Source organism: Blastomonas sp., from assembly GCF_041747255.1.
In the GTDB taxonomy this organism is placed as follows: Bacteria; Pseudomonadota; Alphaproteobacteria; order Sphingomonadales; family Sphingomonadaceae; genus Blastomonas.
In genome coordinates this window covers 1-21,040 of the sequence record NZ_JBGTFM010000405.1, presented here as the reverse complement: position 1 = coordinate 21,040, position 21,040 = coordinate 1, and the positions used below count along the sequence as shown (strand labels likewise).

The following is a 21,040-nucleotide window of genomic DNA, read 5'->3' as shown; positions in this document are numbered from 1 at the left end:
GCCGCGAAGGCGGAAGGGCTGCCGGTGACCGCAGGGATCACACCTGCGCACCTGCTGCTGTCAGATATTGCGCTGGGCGGTTTCCGCACGTTCGCGCGCCTGTCGCCGCCGCTGCGCTGCGAGGACGACCGGCAGGCCGCGCTCGAAGCTGTCGCCGATGGCACCATCGATGTGATCTCGTCCGGCCATGACCCGCGCGGCCCCGAAGATAAGCGACTGCCCTTTGCCGACGCGCAGCCGGGCATGGCAGGTGCCGAGACGCTGCTACCGCTGTCGCTGGGGCTGGTGCGCGATGGTTTGATCAGCACACAGCGCCTGTTCGACCTGATCGCCGCCAACCCGGCGCGGATTCTGGGCGTGGAAGCAGGCGCGTTGCGCGAAGGTTTTGAGGCGGACATCATGCTGGTCGATCCTGATCGCCCCTGGCAGGTCGATTCCGCCCGCATGGCGGCGAGCGCGGGCAACACCCCGTTCGACAAACTGCCGGTGCAAGGCCGATGCGTGGCACTGTTCAAGGGCGGGCGGCTGGTCGATCAGATCAGTGGTTAACCAACCATAAGCCCCAACAAGCGCAATATACGTTGGCGAACCCGAACCACTTCCTAACCCTTATACCCAAACGCCTCTCTTGCCATTTCCACCAGCGCCGGGTCGGCCTCGGGCAGGTCCTTGGGTACGCTCGCCTCAAGTCGTTCGGCGACATGGGTCATCGCCGCGATGCGGGCGGCTTTCTTGTTGTTGCCGTCGAACACCGCCCAAGGGGCCCAGCGGGTGTCGGTCTGCTTGAACATCGCCTGCATCGCTTCAAGATAGTCGTCGCGCCGCGCGCGGTTGCGGAAATCATCCGCCGTCACCTTCCAGCGCTTTTCAGGGACGGACAGACGATCGGCCAGCCGTTTGTCCTGGGTCGTCTGAGTCACATGCAGGAACAGCTTGATCACCGCCGTGCCGCCATCGACCTGCTGGGCCTCGAATTCATTGATCTCGTCATAGCCGCGCTTCCAGTCGCGCTCGCTGCAAAAGCCCTCGACGCGTTCCACCAGCACCCGGCCATACCAGGATCGGTCAAACACGCAGACCTCGCGGCTGCCGGGCAGCTTCTGCCAAAAGCGCCACAGGAAATGCCGGTCCTTTTCGTAAGGCGTTGGCGCGCTGATCGGCCAGACATGAAAATAGCGCGGGTCCCATTCCGCCGTCATCCGCTTGATGATGCCGCCCTTGCCCGCTGCATCCCAGCCTTCCATCACGATAATCGCGCGGTGCCCATGGACGATGTGCCGGGCATGGGCGAGCGACAGTCGCCTTTGCAACAGCTTCAACGCCTCGACATAATCGCCATCAAACCCGCCACCTTTTTCATAATTGGCCAGGGTTATGCTCATTCCAGGTCTCCGTTCAGGCGGGCTTAGCGGGCCGCGTCACGGCTGCTGCCATTGTGGAAGCTCCGCCGCCATCGCCGCCCCCGCTTCTGCAAACCTGCATGATTATCATGCGTTAGCAATAGCCATGTTGCAAAGGTCATCGGGCAAGTCGGTGCTTTCTATCACCCCCTCATGCATCAAGACAGAGGACGCCATAGCCGGGGAACATCGCATCATCGGTGATGATTGCGGCCTGCTCACCCAAAGCCTGCGCGATGATCAGGAGATCGAACGGATCACGATGCAACAGTGGCATCGCCTCAAGCACCGTAAGATGGGCTGCGGTCAGGTCAATCACCGCTATGTCCTGATCGATAACTGCCGCCATGATGGCCGCGCCGCTCTCCGACATCTTGCCGATGCGATGTTTGACCGAAATTTCCCAGGGTGTCGCGATACTGATCATGATCTCATTGGCTGGATCAGCGATCAATCCGCGCGTGCGCTGGCCCAGTCGCGGATTGTCCTGCAGCCACCACAGCAGCACATGCGTGTCGAGCATCAGCCGCACGGGCTGCGCCCTATTCCTGGGGCCACGACAATGTGCTGTCTTTACCCTCCATGGCGTCAATCAGCCATTGCGGGGTTTCATTGAAATCATCCGCCATATGAATTTGCCCCCGCATCGCGCCGGGCTGCCGAGGCTTTTTCAGCGGCACAAAATCTCCAGGCTGCATGGATGAAAACGACATCGGCATTTCGCGCACTCCTGTATCAGGCATATCTGCTGGCGGCACACCATCGGCGAGCCCCTGCAGATAACCCTTGACCAAGGCCGAAAGCGAAGTGCCCAATTCAGCGGCACGAATGCGCGCCAGCCGGTGGGTTTCGTTATCCAGAGCGATGGTCACGTTCTTCATGACCGACACAGTATCACAGTTTCACAGTATCGGCAAGGCCGAGATTTGCTCAGCCTTTTTGTTGCTCAACCACCCGGATGTTCAACTCGCGCAACTGCTTCAGGCTCACCGGCGATGGCGCGCCCATCATCAGGTCTTCGGCTTTCTGGTTCATGGGAAACAGCACGACCTCGCGGATGTTGGGCTCGTCGGCGAGCAGCATCACCATGCGGTCGACTCCCGGCGCAGAGCCCCCATGCGGCGGCGCGCCATATTTGAACGCGTTGAGCATGCCAGAGAAATTCTTCTCGACGTCTTCCTTAGAATATCCGGCGATCTCGAACGCCTTGTACATGATGTCGGGCCGATGGTTTCGGATCGCGCCCGAAGACAGCTCAACCCCGTTGCAGACGATGTCATACTGCCAGGCGAGGATATCGAGCGGGTCCATCGTTTCCAGAGCCTCCATCTCACCCTGCGGCATCGAGAACGGGTTATGGCTGAAATCGATGCGTTTGGCGTCCTCGTCATATTCAAACATCGGGAAATCGACGATCCAGCAGAATTTAAACACGCCCTGTTCGATCAGGTTCAGTTGCTCGCCTACCCGCGTGCGCGCAGCGCCGGCGAGCTTTGCCGCCTGCAGCTCCTTGCCCGCTGCAAAGAACACGCCATCGTTGGGGCCAAGGCCAAGCTCTGCGATCAGCCTGGCGGTTCCTTCCTCACCATGGTTCTTGGCAATCGGGCCGCCGGGGACGCCATCGCGGATGTTGATGTAACCCAGGCCGGCATGACCTTCGCCGCGCGCCCAGTCGTTCATGTCATCAAAGAACTTGCGGCTCATCCCGCCTGCACCGGGAGCGGGAATGGCGCGCACGGTGCCGCCTGTGCCGACGATCTTGTCAAACAGGCCAAAGCCCGAACCCTTGAAGTGATCGGTGACGTCGCTGATCACCAGCGGGTTGCGCAGGTCAGGCTTGTCAGAGCCATATTTCAGCATGGATTCACGATACGGAATGCGCGGGAACGCGTCTTCGGTGACCGCCTTGCCGTTGGCAAATTCGCGGAACACGCCGCCCAGCACTGGCTCCAGCGCCGCAAAAACATCGTCTTGCGTCACGAAGCTCATTTCAAGATCGAGCTGGTAGAATTCGCCGGGGCTGCGATCAGCGCGCGCGTCTTCATCGCGAAAGCACGGCGCGATCTGAAAATAGCGGTCGAAGCCTGCGACCATCAGCAGCTGCTTGAACATCTGCGGCGCCTGCGGCAGCGCGTAAAACTTGCCGGGGTGGACGCGGCTGGGCACCAGATAGTCGCGCGCGCCTTCAGGGCTCGACGCGGTGAGGATCGGGGTCTGAAACTCGGTGAAACCCTGGTCGATCATCCGCTTGCGCAACGATGCGATTACCGCGCTGCGCAGCATGATGTTGCGGTGCAGACGCTCGCGCCGCAGATCGAGGAAACGATAGCGCAGGCGGATATCCTCGGGATACTCCTGCTCACCCGCAACCGGCATCGGCAGCTCTTCAGCGGCGGACTGGATGACGACCTCGTTCGCGCGCACTTCAACCTCGCCCGTCGGCAGGTTGGCGTTTACCGTCTCGGCCGAGCGCGCCACCACCATGCCGGTGACCGTGACTACGCTTTCGACGCGCAGGCGCTCAAGCGAGGCGAACGCCGGACTGTCTGAATCGGTGACGATCTGGGTCAGTCCGTGATGATCGCGCATATCGATGAACAGCAAATTGCCATGGTCGCGCTTGCGATGGACCCAGCCGGACAGGCGGACGGTCTGGCCGACATCGGTGGCGCGAAGCGCGCTGCAATCATGGGTGCGATAGGCGTGCATGGAAATGGCTCAATCCTGACAATGTGAATGCTGCCGGTGCGGACGCAGATTTGGCGCGGCATATGCGCGCCTAACACAGCGCGGCCAGCATTTTGTCAAGGCTTGTGGCGGTGCAGACCGCCTTTGGACGCTCGCGTTAAATCAGACCGAGATGCGCCAGCGCGTCACTGTAAAACACGTCCAGATCGCCCGGATCGGGCATCAGGCGGCGCTGCGCAGCACGAAACCGAGGGTAGGAATCGCCATAATCGCGCGCCACGCGCGACGCATCAAGATCGTTGGTCTTGCCCCAGTGGCGAGTGAATGCAATGCCCTCGGCATCCAGCTTGGCAATCACCGCGCGATAGCCGCGATGGCTGACATCGCTGCGTGGCCCGTCAAAATCGATCACCACATTGTCCGCAAAACGCGCCGGCGCGAGCAGCCCGGCAGCGCGCTTCATGAAGCGCAGGGTCACCACCGTGCCGCCCCCGCCGCTGACAAACGCCTCGATCAGCGGATCAAATGCGCGGTCAAGATCGCCACGCGCCAGCGTAACCGATCCGTTGAACAGATTGGCAATCGGGTTGTGCGGTTCAGTCGTATAGCCCCATGTGGCAATGGCTTCAGGGTCGGTGATGTCCCGCTGGGTCGCATAGCCTGCCCTCATTGCCAGTTGCAGAATCTCGGCGCGCAACACATCCACACGCGCCATCGCCTTGCCAAGCAGCGTCAGCGCATCATAGCCTGCCCCGACGAGCGGGCGTGGCGGGGGCGGGATCGAAGGATCGAAATCGCGCAGATACAGCAGCCGCAGCAGCGCATCCTTGTTGAACGGTGCGAACGGGTTGAGAATGACCTGCAAGAAATGCGGGTCCTCATTCAGCCCGAACTCGCTTGAGAAGCCGCGAAAGTCATCGGCGGAAAGCTGGGCGATATGGCTGCGGGCAATGCGCGCGCGTTTCTGGATGTTACGCACCATGTAAATCGTCGTGCATTCGATGACGACGGCGGTGATGAAGCCCATAACGCCCACCGACACCAAACAGGCGGCGAACACATCATCGTCGCGCATGATGGTGCTGCCCGTCGCTGCGACAAAGCTCGCATCCATCACTGGCTGCTCAGGCTCCACCCAAAAGATGCCCGATGGGGTGACCACCTGCAGCGCGCGGATATGGTCCTGAATACCGCCCGCGTTTAATACACTGCCATGCGTACCGGTGGCGGCGGCGCCCGCGAAGGTCTGGCCGTTGCTCGCCCCGCCGGTGCGCAGCGACAGATCCAGTTCCTCGGCGCTGTCGTTGACTTCGTCCACCGTCGCCCCCGCCTGCACCAGCATAAGACAGCTGCCATCGCGGCCCGTCGCGACATCCTCAGCGTTCAGGCGGAAGCAGCGGTTGATCCGCCGGGTCTCGACGAGCCAGCCATCGGGCACGATGGTGATCGGCGATGGCGACCAGCCTGCCCCCAATGGCCGCACATGTTTGCCCGCCTGGCGCGCCTTGCGCAGCAGCGCCAGCACTTCGCTCGCCACATCGCGCAGCACATCGCGGCCATGTGCGGCATCGCTGTTGTCCAACTCTATCAGATCGGCGACCTGCGCTGACTCGGTGCCATGATAATTGGTCCACAGCTGCGGACCCCGGTGCAGTGGCAACGGCATCAGGCGTCACCCACCGGACTATCCCCAGCAAACATGCGATAGTCGACATTCACGCGGCGGACGATGCCCAGCGTCACCAGCGACAGCATGATCTGCCCGAAACTCATCGAAAATCGCATGTCGTTGATGCCGCGCCCCAGCGGATCGCTCACCGATCCCGTACGCGCCGCGCGGCTGGCAAATCCCCAGCCGATGATTGTGATAACGCACCGGTCGCCGCCAATTGGCCGGGCGTTTTCCAGACCCAGAAAAACATCGCCGCCAGCTGAGAGCAGCTGACCAACCAGCGCCAGCGCCAACGCAAGGATAAGCGCATAATAAATCCACATTCAGACCCCCAGCCGCATGTCTCCAGCGGCGAGCAAGATGGTAACGATGTGCGATTATCGGCAACGCCCGGCGAAATGCCGGGAATCACTGCCTATTATGGTGCGACCGTGGCATTGTTTGCGCCAAACCCGGCACGCTGTATAGATCGAACATGCTGATTCACCCGCTGATTTGCGACACCGATTCCCTGACGCAATTGTGCTCGCGCCTGGCAAGGTCTGACTTTGTCGCGGTCGATACCGAATTCATGCGCGAAAACAGTTACTGGCCAGAGCTTTGTCTGGTGCAAATCGGCAATCTGGAAGAGGCCGCCGCGATCGATCCCATGGCGCAGGGGCTTGATCTCACCCCGCTGCTCGACCTGCTCACCGATAATCCTGATGTGCTCAAGGTGTTTCACGCAGGACCGCAGGATATCGAGATCATCTTCAACCTGACCGGCAAGACCCCGACCCCGCTGTTCGACACGCAGGTCGCGGCGATGGCACTGGGCCAGGCCGAACAGATCGGTTACGCCAATCTGGTCGAAAGCTGGCTCGGCCGCACTGTGGACAAGGGCGCGCGCTTTACCGACTGGTCGCGCCGCCCTCTGGAAGCGCGGCAGATCGACTATGCTATCGGCGATGTCACGCATCTGGCTGAAATCTTTCCGAAGATGCTGCAACGGCTGCGCAAGACCGGTCGCGGCGCGTGGCTGGATGTCGAGATGGAAAAGCTCGGCAACCCCGCGCAATATACCCCCGATCCCGATACCCTGTGGCAGCGCATTCGTGCGCCATCGCGCAACGCGCAGGTCATGGGCCGGATGCGTGCGCTGGCCTGGTGGCGCGAGCAGGAAGCGCAGGACAAGAACCTGCCGCGCGGACGGATCATGAAGGATGAGACGCTTGCCGATATTGCCGCGCATCCACCGTCGACGCAAAATGAGCTTGGCAAGGTGCGCGGACTGTCCGCCGCATGGCGCGAAAATGACATCGGCGCGCGCATGATGGACGCGCTGTTCGCCGCCAGACCGCTGCGCCCCGACGAGATGCCCCCCAAGGCACCGCGTGGCCCGGCGCTGGGCAAGGAAGGCGGGTTGGTCGCCGACCTGCTGAAGCTGCTGCTGAAAATCCGTTCGCGCGAGATGGATGTCGCGGCCAAGCTGCTGGCGCGCAGCGACGATCTTGAGGCGCTGGCCGCAGGTGTGCGTACCAATCTGGCGATCCTCGAAGGCTGGCGCTTCGAGGTCTTCGGGCGCGACGCACTGGCGCTTGTCGAGGGCCATATGGCTTTCGCGATTGCCGATGGCCGGATCAAGATGACGCGCACCGGGCTGACCAAAGACCTTCCCGACGCTCCGGAGCCGGTCACGCTCGTCGAGCAGCCATGACATCGTATCTGCCGACCCTCAAGCAGCTGCAATATCTGATTGCGCTTGAGGAGCACGGCCATTTCGGCAAGGCGGCCGACGCCTGCTATGTCACCCAATCGACGCTGTCGGCAGGCCTGCGCGAGCTTGAGACGCTGCTTGGTGTGGTGCTGGTCGAGCGCACCCGGCGGGTGGTGCGCTTTACCCCGCTTGGCAACACCGTGGTCGCCAAGGCGCACCGCGTGCTGCGCGAAGCCGAAGAGCTGTCCGATCTGGTCAAATCAAGCGGCCGCCCTCTGGCGGGCGAGTTGCGGATGAGCGTTATCCCGACCATCGCGCCATTCCTGCTGCCGCGACTGCTGCCGGGCCTGCGCCGAGAACAGCCTGAGCTCAAGCTGTTCCTGCGCGAGGAGGTCAGCAGCGCCGCCGTCGATTCGCTGCACCATGGCCATGTCGATTGCGTGTTGCTCGCCCTGCCCTTTGCCGCTGGCGATGTGGAGAGCGAACTGCTGTTTGTCGATCCGCTGTATGTCGCCTTTCCCAAGGATGACCCGCGCGATCCACCCGATTTCGTCTCGCCTGACCTCATCGACGAATCGCGTCTGTTGCTGCTCGAAGACGGCCATTGCCTCAAGGACCACGCGCTCGCCGCCTGCAACCGGCCCGAACTGCGCGCCAGCGCGATGATGTTCGGCACATCGCTGCACACTTTGGTGCAGATGGTAGACAATCGGCTGGGGCTGACGTTGCTGCCGCAGATCGCCATCGATGCCGGCATATTGACCAACACCGATATTGTCGCGCGTCCGCTGCTCGCCGATCACGCGTCGCGCGACATCGCGATCATCTGGCGAAAAAACAGCCCCCGTGCCGATGAATTCCGGATGCTCGCCGAAATTCTGCGGCGCGGCCATGCCGAGGGCAAATGTACGGTCTAAAATAGACGTGAGCGGCTGGCCGGCTCAATCCATGTGCTTGAGGCCGACCCGCAGATAGTCCCAGCCGGTGACCAACGTCAGGATGGCTGATGCCCACAGCGTAGCAAGCCCCAGATCATGCATCCACACCTGCTCACGAAAGCCGCCGGCCAGGATCAGCGTGCCGAGCGCGACGATCTGCAGCGTCGTTTTCCATTTGGCCAGTTGCGACACCGGCATTGACACCTGCAGCCCGGCGAGAAATTCGCGCAAACCAGATACAGTGATTTCGCGCAGCAGGATGATCATCGCTGCGATGACATGCACCTCGGCTATCAGCGGCGGAAACCGGTCGTTGCCAGCCGCGCACAGGATCAAGATGACGGCGGCGACCATGATCTTGTCGGCGATCGGATCAAGAAAAATTCCCAGCCGCGAAACCGCACCCTGCGCACGCGCCAGATAGCCGTCAAAATAGTCGGTCACGCCCATCAGCGAGTAAACGACAAAGCCCAGCAGATAGCCGGTCGCCCAGCCCGGCCACCACAACAGCGCGGCAAGCAGCGGAACGGTCACGATGCGCGACAGCGTCAGGATGTTGGGCAGCGTCAGCATATTGCGAGGCGTGTCTTAACGCCATTCACGCACAATGGAAATGGCTTGACCGCCCTTGTTTCCATCCCGATACCGATGCCGCCGTCGATCGTGCCCCGGACCGGAAATCCGTCCATGGGTGCGCAGGCGCAAGACCATAGCGCAGAGGACAACACTGCATGACATCGGCTGGCGCGCTTTTGAACAAAAGGCGCTTTCTTCCCCTGTTCGTGACCCAGTTGCTTGGCGCGTTCAACGACAACCTGTACAAGAACGCCATGGTGCTGTTCGTCGTTTACAGCGTCTATAACGATGAAACAGCCGAAACATGGTTCAGCGCGGTGGCGACGGCAGTGTTTATCTTGCCGTTCTTCCTGCTTTCGGCGCTGGCAGGCCAGCTTGCCGACACGCGCGACAAGGCGGGGATCATCCGCATCGTCAAGTTGTGCGAGATTTTTATCATGCTGGCAGGCGGCACCGGGCTTTATCTTGCCTGGGCGGGGATCGCCGTACACAGTTTCGCGATTCCGCTGATGATGGTTGCGCTGTTTGCGATGGGCATCCATTCGACCTTTTTCGGGCCGATCAAATACGCCATCCTGCCGCAGCATCTGCGCGAGGGTGAAGTGCTCGCCGGCACCGGGCTGGTCGAGGCGGGCACTTACATCGCCATTTTGCTGGGCACGATCCTGGCCGGGTGGATCCCGGTCGAGGTCGCAGGCATTGCGGTCGTGATCACCGCGATTATCGGATATCTGACCGGGCGGCAGGTTCCACCCGCGCCGCCGATGACCGACCAGCGCAAACTCGACTATAATTTTATCCGCGCCTCGATCACGCTGATCCGCGCGACGATGAAGGTGCGCCGGGTGTTCCTTGCGATCGTCGCGATCAGCTTTTTCTGGACGATTGGCGCGGTGCTGTTCATCCAGTTCCCGCCGCTCGCCAAAAACGTGCTAACCGCCAGCAAGGAAGTCGCCAGCCTGTTTCTGGTGGTCTTCTCAATCGGCGTCGCCATTGGGTCGGTGGCAATCAACGCTTTGCTCAAGGGCAAGGTATCGGCGCGCTATTCGCCCATATCGGTGATCGTCATGGGCGGGTTTGTTGTCGCTTTCTATGTCGTCTGCAACCTCTGGGTGCCCGATACCGGCGGATCGCTGTTCAACGTCAGTGAGTTTGTGGTGCTGCCGCTGGCGATACCGCTGCTGCTCTCGCTGCTGGGGATCGCTGTTTCGGGCGGCATGTTCGTGGTGCCGCTCTATGCCTTTTTGACCACGACCGTGCACAAGAGCGAGGCGGCGCGGACCATAGCCGCCAACAATATCGTCAATTCAGGCGCGATGGTGATCGGCTCACTGATCGCGATCGGGCTCAGCCTGGCTGGCCTTGCGGTCGTCAACCAGTTGCTGCTGAGCGCGGCAATGTGCCTGGTGGCGGCCTATCTTGGCTGGCTGCTCGACAAGGCAAGCGACATGCCGCACGCCGAACACGAAATGGACGTCTGACCAACCAGCTGCCTGATCAGTCGACAGCCTTGACCAGCTTGCGTTCCAGCGGGGCCAGCACACCCGAAAGCTCATGCCCGCGCTTGAGCACCGCACCGCCTTCGCCGATCAGCGCCCATGCCCCTTGCTTGCGCCGCAGCGCCGGGCGCTTTTCAATGCGGAATTCGGGGCGTTCGGCGGCACGACGAAAACAGGAGAAGACCGCGGCGTCGCGGCCAAGATCGATTGCATAATCGCGCCAGAACCCTGCGGTGACCATGCGGCCATAAAGATCAAGGATGCGATTGAGTTCGTGCCGGTCGAACCCCACCTGCTGCACCGCGCCATGAACCAGCGGGAACAACGCAACATTCTCGCCAAGGTTCAAGCGGTCGTCCTCATGTCATCGAGCCTTCGCATCAAGCGGCTGTGCCGCTGTCCCGGTCCGGCTTGCGCGCGGCATCGCGTTCGTCGATCAACTGGTTGATCCGTTCCTGCATCTGGCGGATCTCGCACTGGAGCAATTCGAGTTTCTGCGTTGAGGGATCGAAGGTCTGGCTGCACGGCGTGCCGTAGGGCACAAACCCGCGCTGCTTTTCAGCCGCGTCGACGAGCGTCGGGCGCGCCGGGATGCCGACCATCACCGCGCCGGGGGCGACATCGCGTGTCACGACCGCGTTGGCACCAATGCGCGCGCCCTTGCCCACGGTCAGCGGCCCAAGCACCGCAGCGCCAAGGCTGATGATCACATCATCCTCGATCGTCGGGTGGCGCTTGCCGCCTACACCGTCGGTGGGGTTGCGCCCTCCAAGCGTTGCGCCCTGATAGATGGTCACGTTATTGCCGATCACCGTCGTTTCACCGATGACGACAAAACCGTGGTCAACAAACAGATGCTCGCCGATTTGGGCACCAGGATGGATGTCAATGGCGGTCAGAAAACGCGACAGGTGATTGACGAAGCGCGCGAGGAAAAACAGCTCGCCCTGAAACAGCCAGTGCGCCACGCGGTGCAGGCCGAGCGCCAAAACGCCCGGATACAGGAGTACCTCCCACCGCGAGCGCGGTGCGGGATCGCGCGCACGGATTGAATCCACATACTCCCAAAGCGCTTTGGTCATGCGCCGATCCTTCCTGAAAGACTATTGTTCAAGATAGACAATCCGGTTGGGCTTTTCCAGCCCTGCGCTGATTCAGTGGCCCAACGGCGCGCTGATCAAACGAGCCTGAGCCGGTAGTCCTTGCCCAAACACTGGGCGAGGCGACGCAGCCTGCGTTCCACGACCTCGCCAAACAGCGACCGGTCCGCCGTTGGCAGCACCAGCTCAACCGCATCATCGGTGCACTGCAGCGCGCTGCGCGCCAGCAGGTCATGTGTGCCCCCGGCAAGCCGCTGCGCCAGGCGCATCGCCAGCCCCCAGGCAATGGCGCGGTTCAGCATTTCGGGCGATGCGACATGCCGGTTCATCGGGAAGGCACGCGGGCCGCCGCCAAAGTTGGTATAGAGCACCTGACCGATCATCGACCGACCAACCATATCGACGCCGACCCAGTTGCCGTGCAGTGCGATCTCGAGCCCGCGTTCGGCGCGGAAATCCGGGCTCGCCTGCCAAGCGACATCCGATAGATAGCAGGCGGCCAGCATCAGCCGGTGCCATTCAGGCGGATCGTCGGGGAATGCCGGCGCGATCCAGTCGAACAGTGGCTGCGCTTCCGCCCCAAAGCGCGATTGCAGCTGGCCGAAGCGCTCGGCAGCCACCAGCAACGGATCACGCGCGCGCACATCGGCGGCCATCCGGTCATACAGCAGGCCTTCGCGCAAACCGTACGCCGAGACCACGAAACGATCAGGCTGCACCTGATCGCGAATCAACTGCAGCAAGGCGATCGCCTCAGGCAGTGTCTCGATACGCGAGGGAGCGATCCCGATGGCGCTGCGCAACGCGTCGCGATCGATCGTCGTCATCGCATCCGCAAGCTGGTTTGCCCGGTCCGCCGCCATCTCATACTCATGCAACACCCGCAGCGGGTAACGCGCGATGTGCATATCGAGCCGCGCCACCGCACGCCATGACCCGCCGACAAGATAGAATGGCTTGCCCGGATATTGCACCAGCCACGGGTTGGCCGAGACCATGGCATCAACACTGCGCGCCAGCGCCCCGGAATCGTTGCGCTGCATCGCGGCGGCGCGCAACACGCCCAGTGGGAAAGTCGCGGTTTCGTGAACCTGGCAATCGGCAACCCGCGCCAGATCGAGACTGCCGCCGCCAAGATCGCCGACGATGCCATCGGCCTGCGGAATGGCGGAAAGCACGCCAAGCGCAGAAATACGCGCCTCGTCGTCTCCAGACAGGATCCTGATATCTAGGCCCAAAGCCTTGACCTTGCGCGAGAATTCCGCACCGTTGCGCGCATCGCGCACGGCTGCGGTGGCAACGCACACGGTTTCATCGACGTCCATCTCGCGCGCCAGAATGCTGAAACGCCGCAGTGTGTCCAACGCCCGCTCGGTTGCCGCGGGATCAATCGTGCCATCGTCGGCAAGAGATCTGCCAAGCCCCGCCATCACCTTTTCGTTGAAAATCACCGCCGGGTTGCGGCGTGGCCCTGCATACACCACCAGACGGACCGAGTTGGACCCGATGTCGATGATCGCGGTGCGGTGCAGGTGCGCCTGTTGGTTAAGCTTGCGGATAAAGAAATCCATCTGGCATCGTCAGTCTTCACGCGGCGTGCGGCGGTGCAGACTGAGCTTGGGCACCGCATCGCTGTGTTTCAGTGCCGCACCCCGCCCGGACAGCGACGGGTTGGTCATGAAATAGCGATGCAGGTTGAAGGGCTTGTCATCGGGCCGGATGCGGATGTAGCTGCCATCGGCTTCCAGTTCCCAGCTCTGCTCATTGTCGAGCAGGTTGGCGACCATCACCTGTTCAAGGATCTGGTCGTGCACCGTCGGGTTCTCGATGGGCAGCATATATTCGACTCGCCGGTCAAAATTACGCGGCATCCAGTCAGCAGAGCTGATGAACACGCGGGCGTTATCGTTGGGCAGCGCCGCGCCATTACCAAAGGCCCAGATGCGGCTGTGTTCCAGAAACCGGCCGACCACGGACTTGACCCGGATGTTGTCAGACATGCCGGGGACGCCCGGCCGCAGGCAGCAGATGCCGCGGATGATCAGTTCGATCTGCACCCCGGCATTGCTTGCGGCATAGAGCTTTTCGATCATCGCCGGATCGACCAGCGAGTTCATCTTGGCCCAGATCGCGCCAGTCTGGCCCGAACGGGCGACGTCGATCTCGTGGTCGATCAGCGCGATGATGTCATTGCGCATGTCCCTGGGCGACATGCTGAGCAGTTCAAGCTGCTCGGGCTCGACATAGCCGGTGATGTAGTTGAACAGCTGCGCCGCATCGCGACTGGCGCGCGGATCGGCAGTAAAGAAGCTCAGATCGGTATAGATGCGCGCGGTGACCGGGTGGTAATTGCCGGTGCCAAAGTGGCAATAGGTGCGAAAACCCTCGGGTTCGCGCCGCACCACCATCGATATTTTGGCATGGGTTTTCCACTCGATGAAGCCGTAGACGACTTGCACCCCGGCGCGTTCCAGCGCGCTGGCCCACAGCAGGTTTTGCTCTTCGTCGAACCGCGCCTTCAATTCGACCACGGCGGTCACCGATTTGCCCGCCTCCGCCGCCGCGATCAGCGCGTTGATGATCGCCGATTGCTTGCCCGCCCGATAAAGCGTCTGCTTGATGGCGATGACATCAGGGTCTTGCGCGGCCTGTTTGAGAAACGCGATCACCACCTCGAAACTCTCGTAAGGGTGGTGGACCAGAATGTCCTTGCTGCGGATTGCGGCAAAACAATCGCCATTATGCTGCCGGATGCGTTCAGGAAAGCGCGGCGTATAGGCCGGGAACTTGAGGTCGGGCCGGTCCTCATCGACCAGCGCGGCAAGGTCGCCGATCCCAAGGAAGCCATCGTCTGATGATTTCGTGCCGCTTTCGTGCAGCAGGTTTTCATCGAGCAGCCGCGCCAGCCCCTCGTCCATCCGATGCGATGTTTCGAGCCGGATCACCTGCCCCCGCCGCCGCCGCTTGAGCGCGGTACGGAAATAGAGCACCAGATCCTCAGCCTCTTCCTCGACCTCGATGTCGCTGTCGCGAATGATGCGGAACAGGCCAGAACCAAGAATGTCATAGCCGGGAAACAGCTTGTCGGCGAAAGCGACCACGATATTTTCTAGCGACACATACATAGCCGCCTCGCCAGGTACGCGCAGAAAGCGCGGCATCGTGGCAGGCAACATCACCAGTTCACGCACGCTCTTGCCATCGGACCTGCGCTTGAGATCAAAGATCAGGCTGAGCCCCTTGTTGGGGATGAATGGAAACGGGTGCGCCGGGTCGAGCGCCTGTGGGGTCAGTACCGGGAAAATCTGGTTGACGAAATGCTCGCGCAGCCAGGCAAGGTTTGCTGCGTCCAGATCATCGGCCAACGCCTTAACCAAGCCGTTCGTAGCAAGATCAGCGCGCAGGCTGGTCCAGACCTCCTGCTGCTGCGCGTTCAGCCGATCGACGGCGCGTTCAATGTCTGCGAGCTGCTGCGCTGGCGTGCGGCCGTCGGCGGAGCGCTCCTCAACCTGCTGCGCCACCTGGCCAACCAGACCGGCAACGCGCACCATGAAGAATTCATCGAGATTGTTGCCTGAGATCGAGAGGAAGCGCAGTCGCTCAAGCAACGGGTGCCTGGGGTTGCAAGCTTCTTCGAGTACGCGATCGTTGAACGCCAGCCAGCTCAGCTCGCGGTTGAAATAGCGGCTGGCGCCAGTGCCGTGCACATCGGCTATCGGGGTCTCATGAGTCTGCATCGGGGGGGCTGCCACCTGTGTCTGCCAGAATCGTCAGCGCGTCGCGGACCAGTCTTTGGCCGATTGGCCGCTGCATTGCCAGCGCCATTTGATCAATCTTGTGCGCCAGCGCGCGGACGGCAGGGTATGATCGCTCCAGCCGCACCGCTGCATAATGTGCCAGCACATCGGGCAGGGCCAGACCGGCGTGTGCCAGTTGCTTTTGCAGCAGCAGCGCAATCATTTCCACATCGGGCGGCGGTATCTCGACCAGCAACGATGCATTCAGCCGCGAGAGCAGATCGGGCAAACCAATGCCCCATTGGGCAGGCGGCGTGCTGGCCGCGAACAGCACTGGCGTCGCCAGCGTCTGGGCGCGGTTCCAGGCGTGAAACAGCGTTTCTTCGCTCTCACGGACGGCATCATCGATGAAGCGCCCGCCTGACCCCGAGACAAAGCTGCGCCCCATCGCGGTCTTGCCCGATCCGGCAGGACCGATCAGCACCGCCGCGCCAAACGGCAGCCGCGTCCAGTCAAACAGGCGCTCAACCGCTGCCCGGTTCGCGGCGGTGACGATGAAGCCATTGTCGCCATCCGGTCCGGCCGCCGCGAAGGGCAGAACGAACTGGCCCGTCATGCTGTCAGCCCCCGCCGCCCGGCGCTGGTGTCGGCGCTGGCGGCGCAGGCCGTGAGATACGCAACACGCCTGCGCCCTGCTGCACCCGCCAGCCGCGTGCCTCAAGCGCGCCGCGCAATGCATCGATCTCTCCTGCGAAATCGACGCGCATCACTGACGTTCCGCCCAGCGCCAGGCTCGCTGTGCTTGCCGCCTGCACACCGGGGATGGCCCGCAGCGCACGCTCGGCTGCGCTGACCGAGGCCGCATCGGGCGTCTCAAACTGCACAGAAATCGAAGCCGCACCGGTGGGCAGTCCGCCGCTGGTGACAGTCTCGGATTCGCTCAGGCTCGACTCAATCTCTTCCTCAACCACCGCCACCGGCTTTTCGATGATCAGTGACGAATCAGGGCGCAGGTTGCCTGAGCGCACTGCGCCCGCATAAATCCGGTCGAGCCGCTTGATCGCCTCATCCAGCATGGCATTCAGCCCATCGCTGTTCTGCGCCGTCAGCTCAAAGCTGCCGAGCAACCTGTTGTCCGGGCCAAAGCGCGCGGCAAAACGCCCGGTGATCGGCCCGCCGGGATAGCGCCGCTCAATATGCGCGACCGGAATGACGACATCTGCCGCGCCAAACTGATCGAGAATCAGCCGCCACCAGGTGCGGCTGCGACGGCCCGATTGCGCCGCGTTGATCAACAACCCATCCGCGCCCGACCCGTGCGGACGGATGTAATCGACAATGCTCTCCGATGTGCGATAACGCGCCCATGCGGCCTGCCACGGGGTGCGGTTCTCAAACACTTGTGCCGATCCGCCGCTGACGTAGACCGGCACCACGAGCATCGGCGCCGAGCGCAGCATTGATCCGCTGACGCCAAGCAGTTCGCCCGCCCGCGCCCGGTCAAACAGCACGCCAAGCGTCGCGATATAGCGGCGCGGGCCGATCTGCTCATAGTCGACGACAATCGCCGAGACGATGCCGTCGAGCGCCGAATCGGACAGCTTGGGTGCCGCGCCGGATCGGTTCACCTGCTTCCACAGCGCCTCCCAGCCCTTGCGCTGGGCATCGCGCCAGGCATTGGCGCGCGCCTCAGCCGAATCTTTGCCCGATGCATCGACGCGTACGCCGTTGACTTCAAAGTCGCCGCCGCTCGCGACTGGGGGAATCCCACGATCCCCCTCGATCTGGGCGAAGACGATCGCTCCCGCCGCTAGCAGCAGCGCGACGAGCACCATTGCCAGCCAGCGGCGCGGCAAAGCCAGCGACAGGCGCGGAAGGTTCAAAGTGACGTTCAAAACAGCGGTTTCATGATTATCGTGTGCAGATGGTCCTCGCCTCCCGTGGCCGGGCGGTCGTTTCGCGCGCCCTTTTGGCGACATTGGCGTGGAAATCCAAGCAAGAACTCGCTAACCGCTCTGGCCATGACTGACAAAAGCTCCGCCCCGCCCGCTCCTGCCTCGTACAGCTATGCGCAGGCGGGTGTTTCGATTTCGGCGGGCAATGCTCTGGTCAAGGCCATCGGTCCAATGGCCAGGGCGACGGCCAGGCCCGGCGCAACCGCGGAACTCGGCGGCTTTGGCGGGTTTTTTGACCTGAAGGCGGCAGGCTTCAAGGACCCGCTGCTGGTCGCTGCCAATGACGGCGTCGGCACCAAGGTCAAGCTCGCCATCGACCATGACCGGCACGATGCCATCGGCATTGATCTGGTGGCGATGTGCGTCAATGACCTGATCGTGCAGGGCGCAGAGCCTTTGTTCTTCCTCGATTATTTCGCCACTGGGCGGCTCGACACCGGCATTGCCGCGCGCGTCGTTGCCGGGATCGCAGAGGGCTGCAAGATTGCCGGATGCGCGCTGATCGGCGGCGAGACCGCCGAGATGCCGGGGATGTATGCCGATGGTGATTATGATCTGGCCGGATTTTGCGTCGGCGCGGTGGAGCGCGACGCGGTGCTGACCGGCAGCCAGGTAAAGCCGGGCGATGTCCTGCTGGGCCTTGGTTCGTCTGGCGTACATTCCAACGGCTATTCGCTCGTCCGGCGGTTGGCGGCGGACAAGGGCTGGAAGATGACCCGCCCCGCGCTGTTCGATCAGGAAGTGCTGCTGATCGATGCATTGATCGCGCCGACGCGCATTTACATGGCCTCGCTCCTGCCGGTGGTGCGGTCGGGGCGGATTTCGGCGATAGCGCACATCACCGGCGGCGGTCTGCTGGAAAACATTCCGCGCGTATTGCCAGACGGTTGTCATGCGCATGTCGATGCCGATGCATGGACACAGCCACGGCTGATGGCGTTTCTGCAGGCACAGGGGAACATTGAGCCGGAAGAGATGGCACGCACCTTCAACTGCGGCATCGGCATGGTGCTGGTGGTCGATGAGGACGATGTCGCCAGCGTTACCGCCGATCTGGAGGCATCTGGCGAGGCGGTGCACCGCATAGGGCGGATCGAGGCGGGCAACAAGGGCTGCACCGTGGCCGGATCGGTCGAGACTTGGAGCGCGCGGCAAGCATGGGCTGCGACGCATGCGGGGTGATGCCCCCCCTTTCCCTTCCCGCAAGCGGGAGGGGCAGCGCGGCTTGCCGCGCGGGGTGGACCTTCGACGTGAAACCTGCATGCCCACCCCGGCCTCGCCTTCGGTTCAGCCACCCCTCCCGCTTGCGGGAGGGGAAAGATGACCAAGGCTCGCGTCGCCATCCTCATTTCGGGCAGCGGCACCAATATGGCTGCGCTGGTCTATGCCGCCAAGCACCCCACCTGCCCCTATGAGGTGGTGCTGGTCGCCTCCAACAACCCCGATGCCGCCGGGCTGACCCTCGCGGCGGCCGAAGGCATCGCGACCTTCGCGCTCAGCCATCACGCTATGGAGCGCGAAACGCACGACACTGCGATGGATGCCGCCATCCGTGCGGCCGGCGCGGACCATGTTGCGCTGGCAGGCTATATGCGCATCCTCACCCCCGGCTTCGTGGCAAGCTGGGAGGGCCGGATGCTCAATATCCATCCCTCGCTGCTTCCCAAATACAAGGGGCTGCATACTCACCAGCGCGCACTTGATGCAGGCGATACGGCGGGCGGATGCAGCGTCCATCTGGTCACCGCCGTGCTCGATGATGGGCCGGTGCTAGGCCAGACCGAGGTTGCGATCTTGCCTGGAGATACCTCACAGACACTTGCCGCCCGCGTGCTGATCGCCGAACACCAGCTCTACAGCCGCACGCTTGCCGGCTATGTGACACGCGAAACCGACCCCGACTGGATCGTCGCCCAAATCGGCGCGTTCGCCCTTGCCCTGCCCGAAACCGATGCCCGCCCCTCGCACGGCGCGCCCGGCTGGCGCGTCGGCGGCGAGAAAACCGGCAAATATTTCGCCTATGTCTCGGTCCACCACCACGGCGAAGACGCCATTGCGTTGCTCGTCAAGACCAGCGGCGCGGATGAACAGGCCTCGCTCATCGAAGCTGACCCCGACCTGTATTACCTGCCCAAATTCTACGCGCCCTCAGGCTGGATCGCGATCCGCCTCGACACCGGCCGCACCGACTGGTCGCATATCGAAGACTGGCTCGCCAAAAGCTGGCGCGCGGTCGCACCCAAGCGGCTGACCAAGCTGATCGATGTCGCGGCGGAGTTCTAGTTAGCATGAGCAACGACCTTGAAACGCTGCTGAAGATCTTGTCCGCGATCATGGCCATGGTTGGCTTTTTGCTCACCTTGCGCCGTGCGCGCGAAGATTCGCTGCGCCGCAGCGAAGTGATGGTGTGGGCCAATCAGTCGATCGCGGTGCTCAAGACCCTCTCGCTGATCTGCGCCATGAAGCGCGATGCTCAACACCCTGACATCGTTTCGAAAAAGGTGGTCGAAGTCATGTTCGACAGCGCCATTCTGGTTGAGAAAGGCAGGCTGTTTTTCAAGAACCAGATCGCAGACGATCATGGCAAGGACAAGCAGGCTGCCTATCGCGGCTATCGCCCGGTCATCCTTGATCCGCTGGTCGCCGCGCACCAGATCGCCAACATGCTGGTGGATGCAGACAGCGCTGCCTGCGACCGGCTGATGCAGATCGCCGATGCCAATGTGCGCGAATTCGTATCGCGCATCCAGCCCGAAGTCGGCCGTCAGCGCACCGCATCTAAAGTGACGCGGCAGAGCGGTCAGGACATCAACATTCAGCATCATCTCGATCCGGAGCCTGCCGCCCCCGGCGGAAATTCAAGCCAACCCTGATTACCCGCGCGCATTCGACCAAAGCTGGCCGAGCATCAGATCAAGCTCCGGCGGATCGAACGGATCGAGGCCCGATCCAGGATAAAATGTCATCTCCCCGAAGCGGGGCTGGCCTTGAACTTCATAGAAATCGATACGCACGAAATCGAATCCCTGCGCCAGTGTTTCGGCGGCCCCTATCATGCGGTCCAGCGATACCGGTGGCGCGAGATTATCGCTGCGTGATTTCGTTGATACCCACTGCCAGTTCCGGTCGAACAGCATCCAGCGATGTCGGGTCTCACGTTCCAGATGCACCTGAATAACGCTGACCTTGCCACCAAACACATACAGCTTGTAGTCGAGCGGCAACAGGCCATTGCAGCCAATGAACGGCTCAACAAGCACGCCGCGTGGGATTTGGCCATAAAGCCATTCGTCGAGCCACAAACCATAAGGTTGCGCCAGCCAGCCATCGCAACTGCGCCGAATTGCGTCCCAATCCTCGCTGCCGTCGCGGACGAAGGCCCGCTGGTTGCAACCATGCCGCGATTTGACCACGAACGGTCGCGGCCACGGCGGTTGTTTGGGCAAAGTCGTGCCCTGCCACAGCGTCGGCGTGATCCAGTCCGCGCCGACGCGGTCAGCGACCAATTGCTTGGCCCTGACCTTGTCTGAAAAAGCCGGCAGTCGCGGATCGCGATCGAACAACTTGCGATGCTGGACAAACTCGGTGAAGCGCTGTGGCCGATCCAACTGCGGCAGCCGGTGGTGCCGCCACAGATAGGTGACAGCGATCCGCAGCCTTGCCAGCGAATCGCCTATTGCGATGACCTCTGTTGCTGCAAGCGCTGCCTGATCCATTAAGCGCAAATGGGCTGGACGACCCGCCAGTTCAACAACACAGCTAAGTTGGCGATCGGCTTA

21 protein-coding genes are annotated in these 21,040 nt (G+C 62.2%); 7 read left to right on the top strand and 14 right to left on the bottom strand.

From position 1 onward, the window contains the following. Positions 1-549 (top strand): dihydroorotase family protein (locus tag ACEW8G_RS13730; protein WP_373488969.1); only part of this gene is annotated, 549 nt, incomplete at its 5' end. Between the two features lie 53 nt (positions 550-602). Here the strand turns inward: ACEW8G_RS13730 and ACEW8G_RS13725 are convergent. From ACEW8G_RS13725 to ACEW8G_RS13700, 6 genes are all read right to left on the bottom strand, one after another. Beyond that, the gene (locus tag ACEW8G_RS13725) at positions 603-1,382 is read right to left on the bottom strand and encodes a polyphosphate kinase 2 family protein (RefSeq protein ID WP_373488968.1); all 780 of its coding nucleotides are present in this window, start codon (positions 1,380-1,382) and stop codon (positions 603-605) included. Positions 1,383-1,551: 169 nt separating this feature from the next. Further along, on the bottom strand, positions 1,552-1,923 hold the full coding sequence (locus ACEW8G_RS13720) for a type II toxin-antitoxin system VapC family toxin (RefSeq protein WP_373488970.1): 372 nt from the start codon (positions 1,921-1,923) through the stop codon (positions 1,552-1,554). A 19-nt stretch (positions 1,924-1,942) separates the two neighbouring features. Beyond that, the gene (locus ACEW8G_RS13715) at positions 1,943-2,281 is read right to left on the bottom strand and encodes a hypothetical protein (protein WP_373488967.1); all 339 of its coding nucleotides are present in this window, start codon (positions 2,279-2,281) and stop codon (positions 1,943-1,945) included. Positions 2,282-2,330: 49 nt separating this feature from the next. Further along, positions 2,331-4,109, bottom strand: a complete 1,779-nt coding sequence (gene aspS, locus ACEW8G_RS13710) for an aspartate--tRNA ligase (RefSeq protein ID WP_373488966.1) — start codon at positions 4,107-4,109, stop codon at positions 2,331-2,333. A 136-nt stretch (positions 4,110-4,245) separates the two neighbouring features. After that, positions 4,246-5,754: an FAD-binding protein gene (locus ACEW8G_RS13705; protein ID WP_373488965.1), complete on the bottom strand. Its 1,509-nt coding sequence runs from the start codon at positions 5,752-5,754 to the stop codon at positions 4,246-4,248. Then, complete coding sequence (locus ACEW8G_RS13700; RefSeq protein WP_373488964.1) at positions 5,754-6,083, bottom strand: hypothetical protein; 330 nt, start codon at positions 6,081-6,083, stop codon at positions 5,754-5,756. The genes ACEW8G_RS13705 and ACEW8G_RS13700 overlap by 1 nt, the downstream gene beginning before the upstream one ends. Positions 6,084-6,235: 152 nt before the next feature. Here ACEW8G_RS13700 and rnd point away from each other — a divergent pair, with 152 nt between their 5' ends. Further along, positions 6,236-7,456 (top strand): ribonuclease D, encoded by a 1,221-nt coding sequence (gene rnd / locus ACEW8G_RS13695; protein WP_373488963.1) that lies wholly within the window; start codon positions 6,236-6,238, stop codon positions 7,454-7,456. After that, a complete protein-coding gene (locus ACEW8G_RS13690; protein WP_373488962.1) occupies positions 7,453-8,373 on the top strand; it encodes a hydrogen peroxide-inducible genes activator in 921 nt (306 codons plus the stop codon). Before rnd ends, ACEW8G_RS13690 begins: the two co-directional genes overlap by 4 nt. Before the next feature lie 24 nt (positions 8,374-8,397). On the opposite strand, the gene pgsA is transcribed toward ACEW8G_RS13690, so the two are convergent. Continuing rightward, the gene (pgsA, locus tag ACEW8G_RS13685; RefSeq protein ID WP_373488961.1) at positions 8,398-8,967 is read right to left on the bottom strand and encodes a CDP-diacylglycerol--glycerol-3-phosphate 3-phosphatidyltransferase; all 570 of its coding nucleotides are present in this window, start codon (positions 8,965-8,967) and stop codon (positions 8,398-8,400) included. Positions 8,968-9,125: 158 nt separating this feature from the next. On the opposite strand from pgsA, the gene ACEW8G_RS13680 reads away from it, so the two are divergent. Next, positions 9,126-10,451, top strand: coding sequence for an MFS transporter (locus ACEW8G_RS13680; RefSeq protein ID WP_373488960.1), 1,326 nt, complete (start codon positions 9,126-9,128; stop codon positions 10,449-10,451). A 16-nt stretch (positions 10,452-10,467) separates the two neighbouring features. Here ACEW8G_RS13680 and ACEW8G_RS13675 read toward each other — a convergent pair whose 3' ends face one another. From ACEW8G_RS13675 to ACEW8G_RS13650, 6 genes are all read right to left on the bottom strand, one after another. Continuing rightward, complete coding sequence (locus tag ACEW8G_RS13675) at positions 10,468-10,818, bottom strand: DUF2794 domain-containing protein (protein WP_373488959.1); 351 nt, start codon at positions 10,816-10,818, stop codon at positions 10,468-10,470. Positions 10,819-10,849: 31 nt separating this feature from the next. Next, on the bottom strand, positions 10,850-11,551 hold the full coding sequence (gene epsC / locus ACEW8G_RS13670) for a serine O-acetyltransferase EpsC (RefSeq protein WP_373488958.1): 702 nt from the start codon (positions 11,549-11,551) through the stop codon (positions 10,850-10,852). A 95-nt stretch (positions 11,552-11,646) separates the two neighbouring features. After that, positions 11,647-13,140, bottom strand: coding sequence for a Ppx/GppA family phosphatase (locus ACEW8G_RS13665; protein ID WP_373488957.1), 1,494 nt, complete (start codon positions 13,138-13,140; stop codon positions 11,647-11,649). A gap of 9 nt (positions 13,141-13,149) precedes the next feature. Then, positions 13,150-15,306: an RNA degradosome polyphosphate kinase gene (locus tag ACEW8G_RS13660; protein ID WP_373488956.1), complete on the bottom strand. Its 2,157-nt coding sequence runs from the start codon at positions 15,304-15,306 to the stop codon at positions 13,150-13,152. Beyond that, positions 15,293-15,922, bottom strand: coding sequence for a chromosomal replication initiator DnaA (locus ACEW8G_RS13655; RefSeq protein ID WP_373488955.1), 630 nt, complete (start codon positions 15,920-15,922; stop codon positions 15,293-15,295). Before ACEW8G_RS13655 ends, ACEW8G_RS13660 begins: the two co-directional genes overlap by 14 nt. A gap of 4 nt (positions 15,923-15,926) precedes the next feature. Then, positions 15,927-17,201 carry a heavy-metal-associated domain-containing protein gene (locus ACEW8G_RS13650; RefSeq protein WP_373488954.1) on the bottom strand — a complete coding sequence of 425 codons (1,275 nt, stop codon included), beginning with the start codon at positions 17,199-17,201 and terminating at the stop codon, positions 15,927-15,929. 126 nt (positions 17,202-17,327) lie between these two features. On the opposite strand from ACEW8G_RS13650, the gene purM reads away from it, so the two are divergent. From purM to ACEW8G_RS13635, 3 genes are all read left to right on the top strand, one after another. Then, on the top strand, positions 17,328-18,443 hold the full coding sequence (gene purM, locus ACEW8G_RS13645) for a phosphoribosylformylglycinamidine cyclo-ligase (RefSeq protein WP_373488953.1): 1,116 nt from the start codon (positions 17,328-17,330) through the stop codon (positions 18,441-18,443). 138 nt (positions 18,444-18,581) lie between these two features. Beyond that, positions 18,582-19,544: a phosphoribosylglycinamide formyltransferase gene (purN, locus tag ACEW8G_RS13640; protein ID WP_373488952.1), complete on the top strand. Its 963-nt coding sequence runs from the start codon at positions 18,582-18,584 to the stop codon at positions 19,542-19,544. Between the two features lie 5 nt (positions 19,545-19,549). Next, positions 19,550-20,134 carry a hypothetical protein gene (locus ACEW8G_RS13635; RefSeq protein WP_373488951.1) on the top strand — a complete coding sequence of 195 codons (585 nt, stop codon included), beginning with the start codon at positions 19,550-19,552 and terminating at the stop codon, positions 20,132-20,134. Here the strand turns inward: ACEW8G_RS13635 and ACEW8G_RS13630 are convergent, their stop codons facing one another. Continuing rightward, positions 20,135-20,977 (bottom strand): ATP-grasp fold amidoligase family protein, encoded by an 843-nt coding sequence (locus tag ACEW8G_RS13630; protein WP_373488950.1) that lies wholly within the window; start codon positions 20,975-20,977, stop codon positions 20,135-20,137. Positions 20,978-21,040 lie beyond the last annotated feature (63 nt).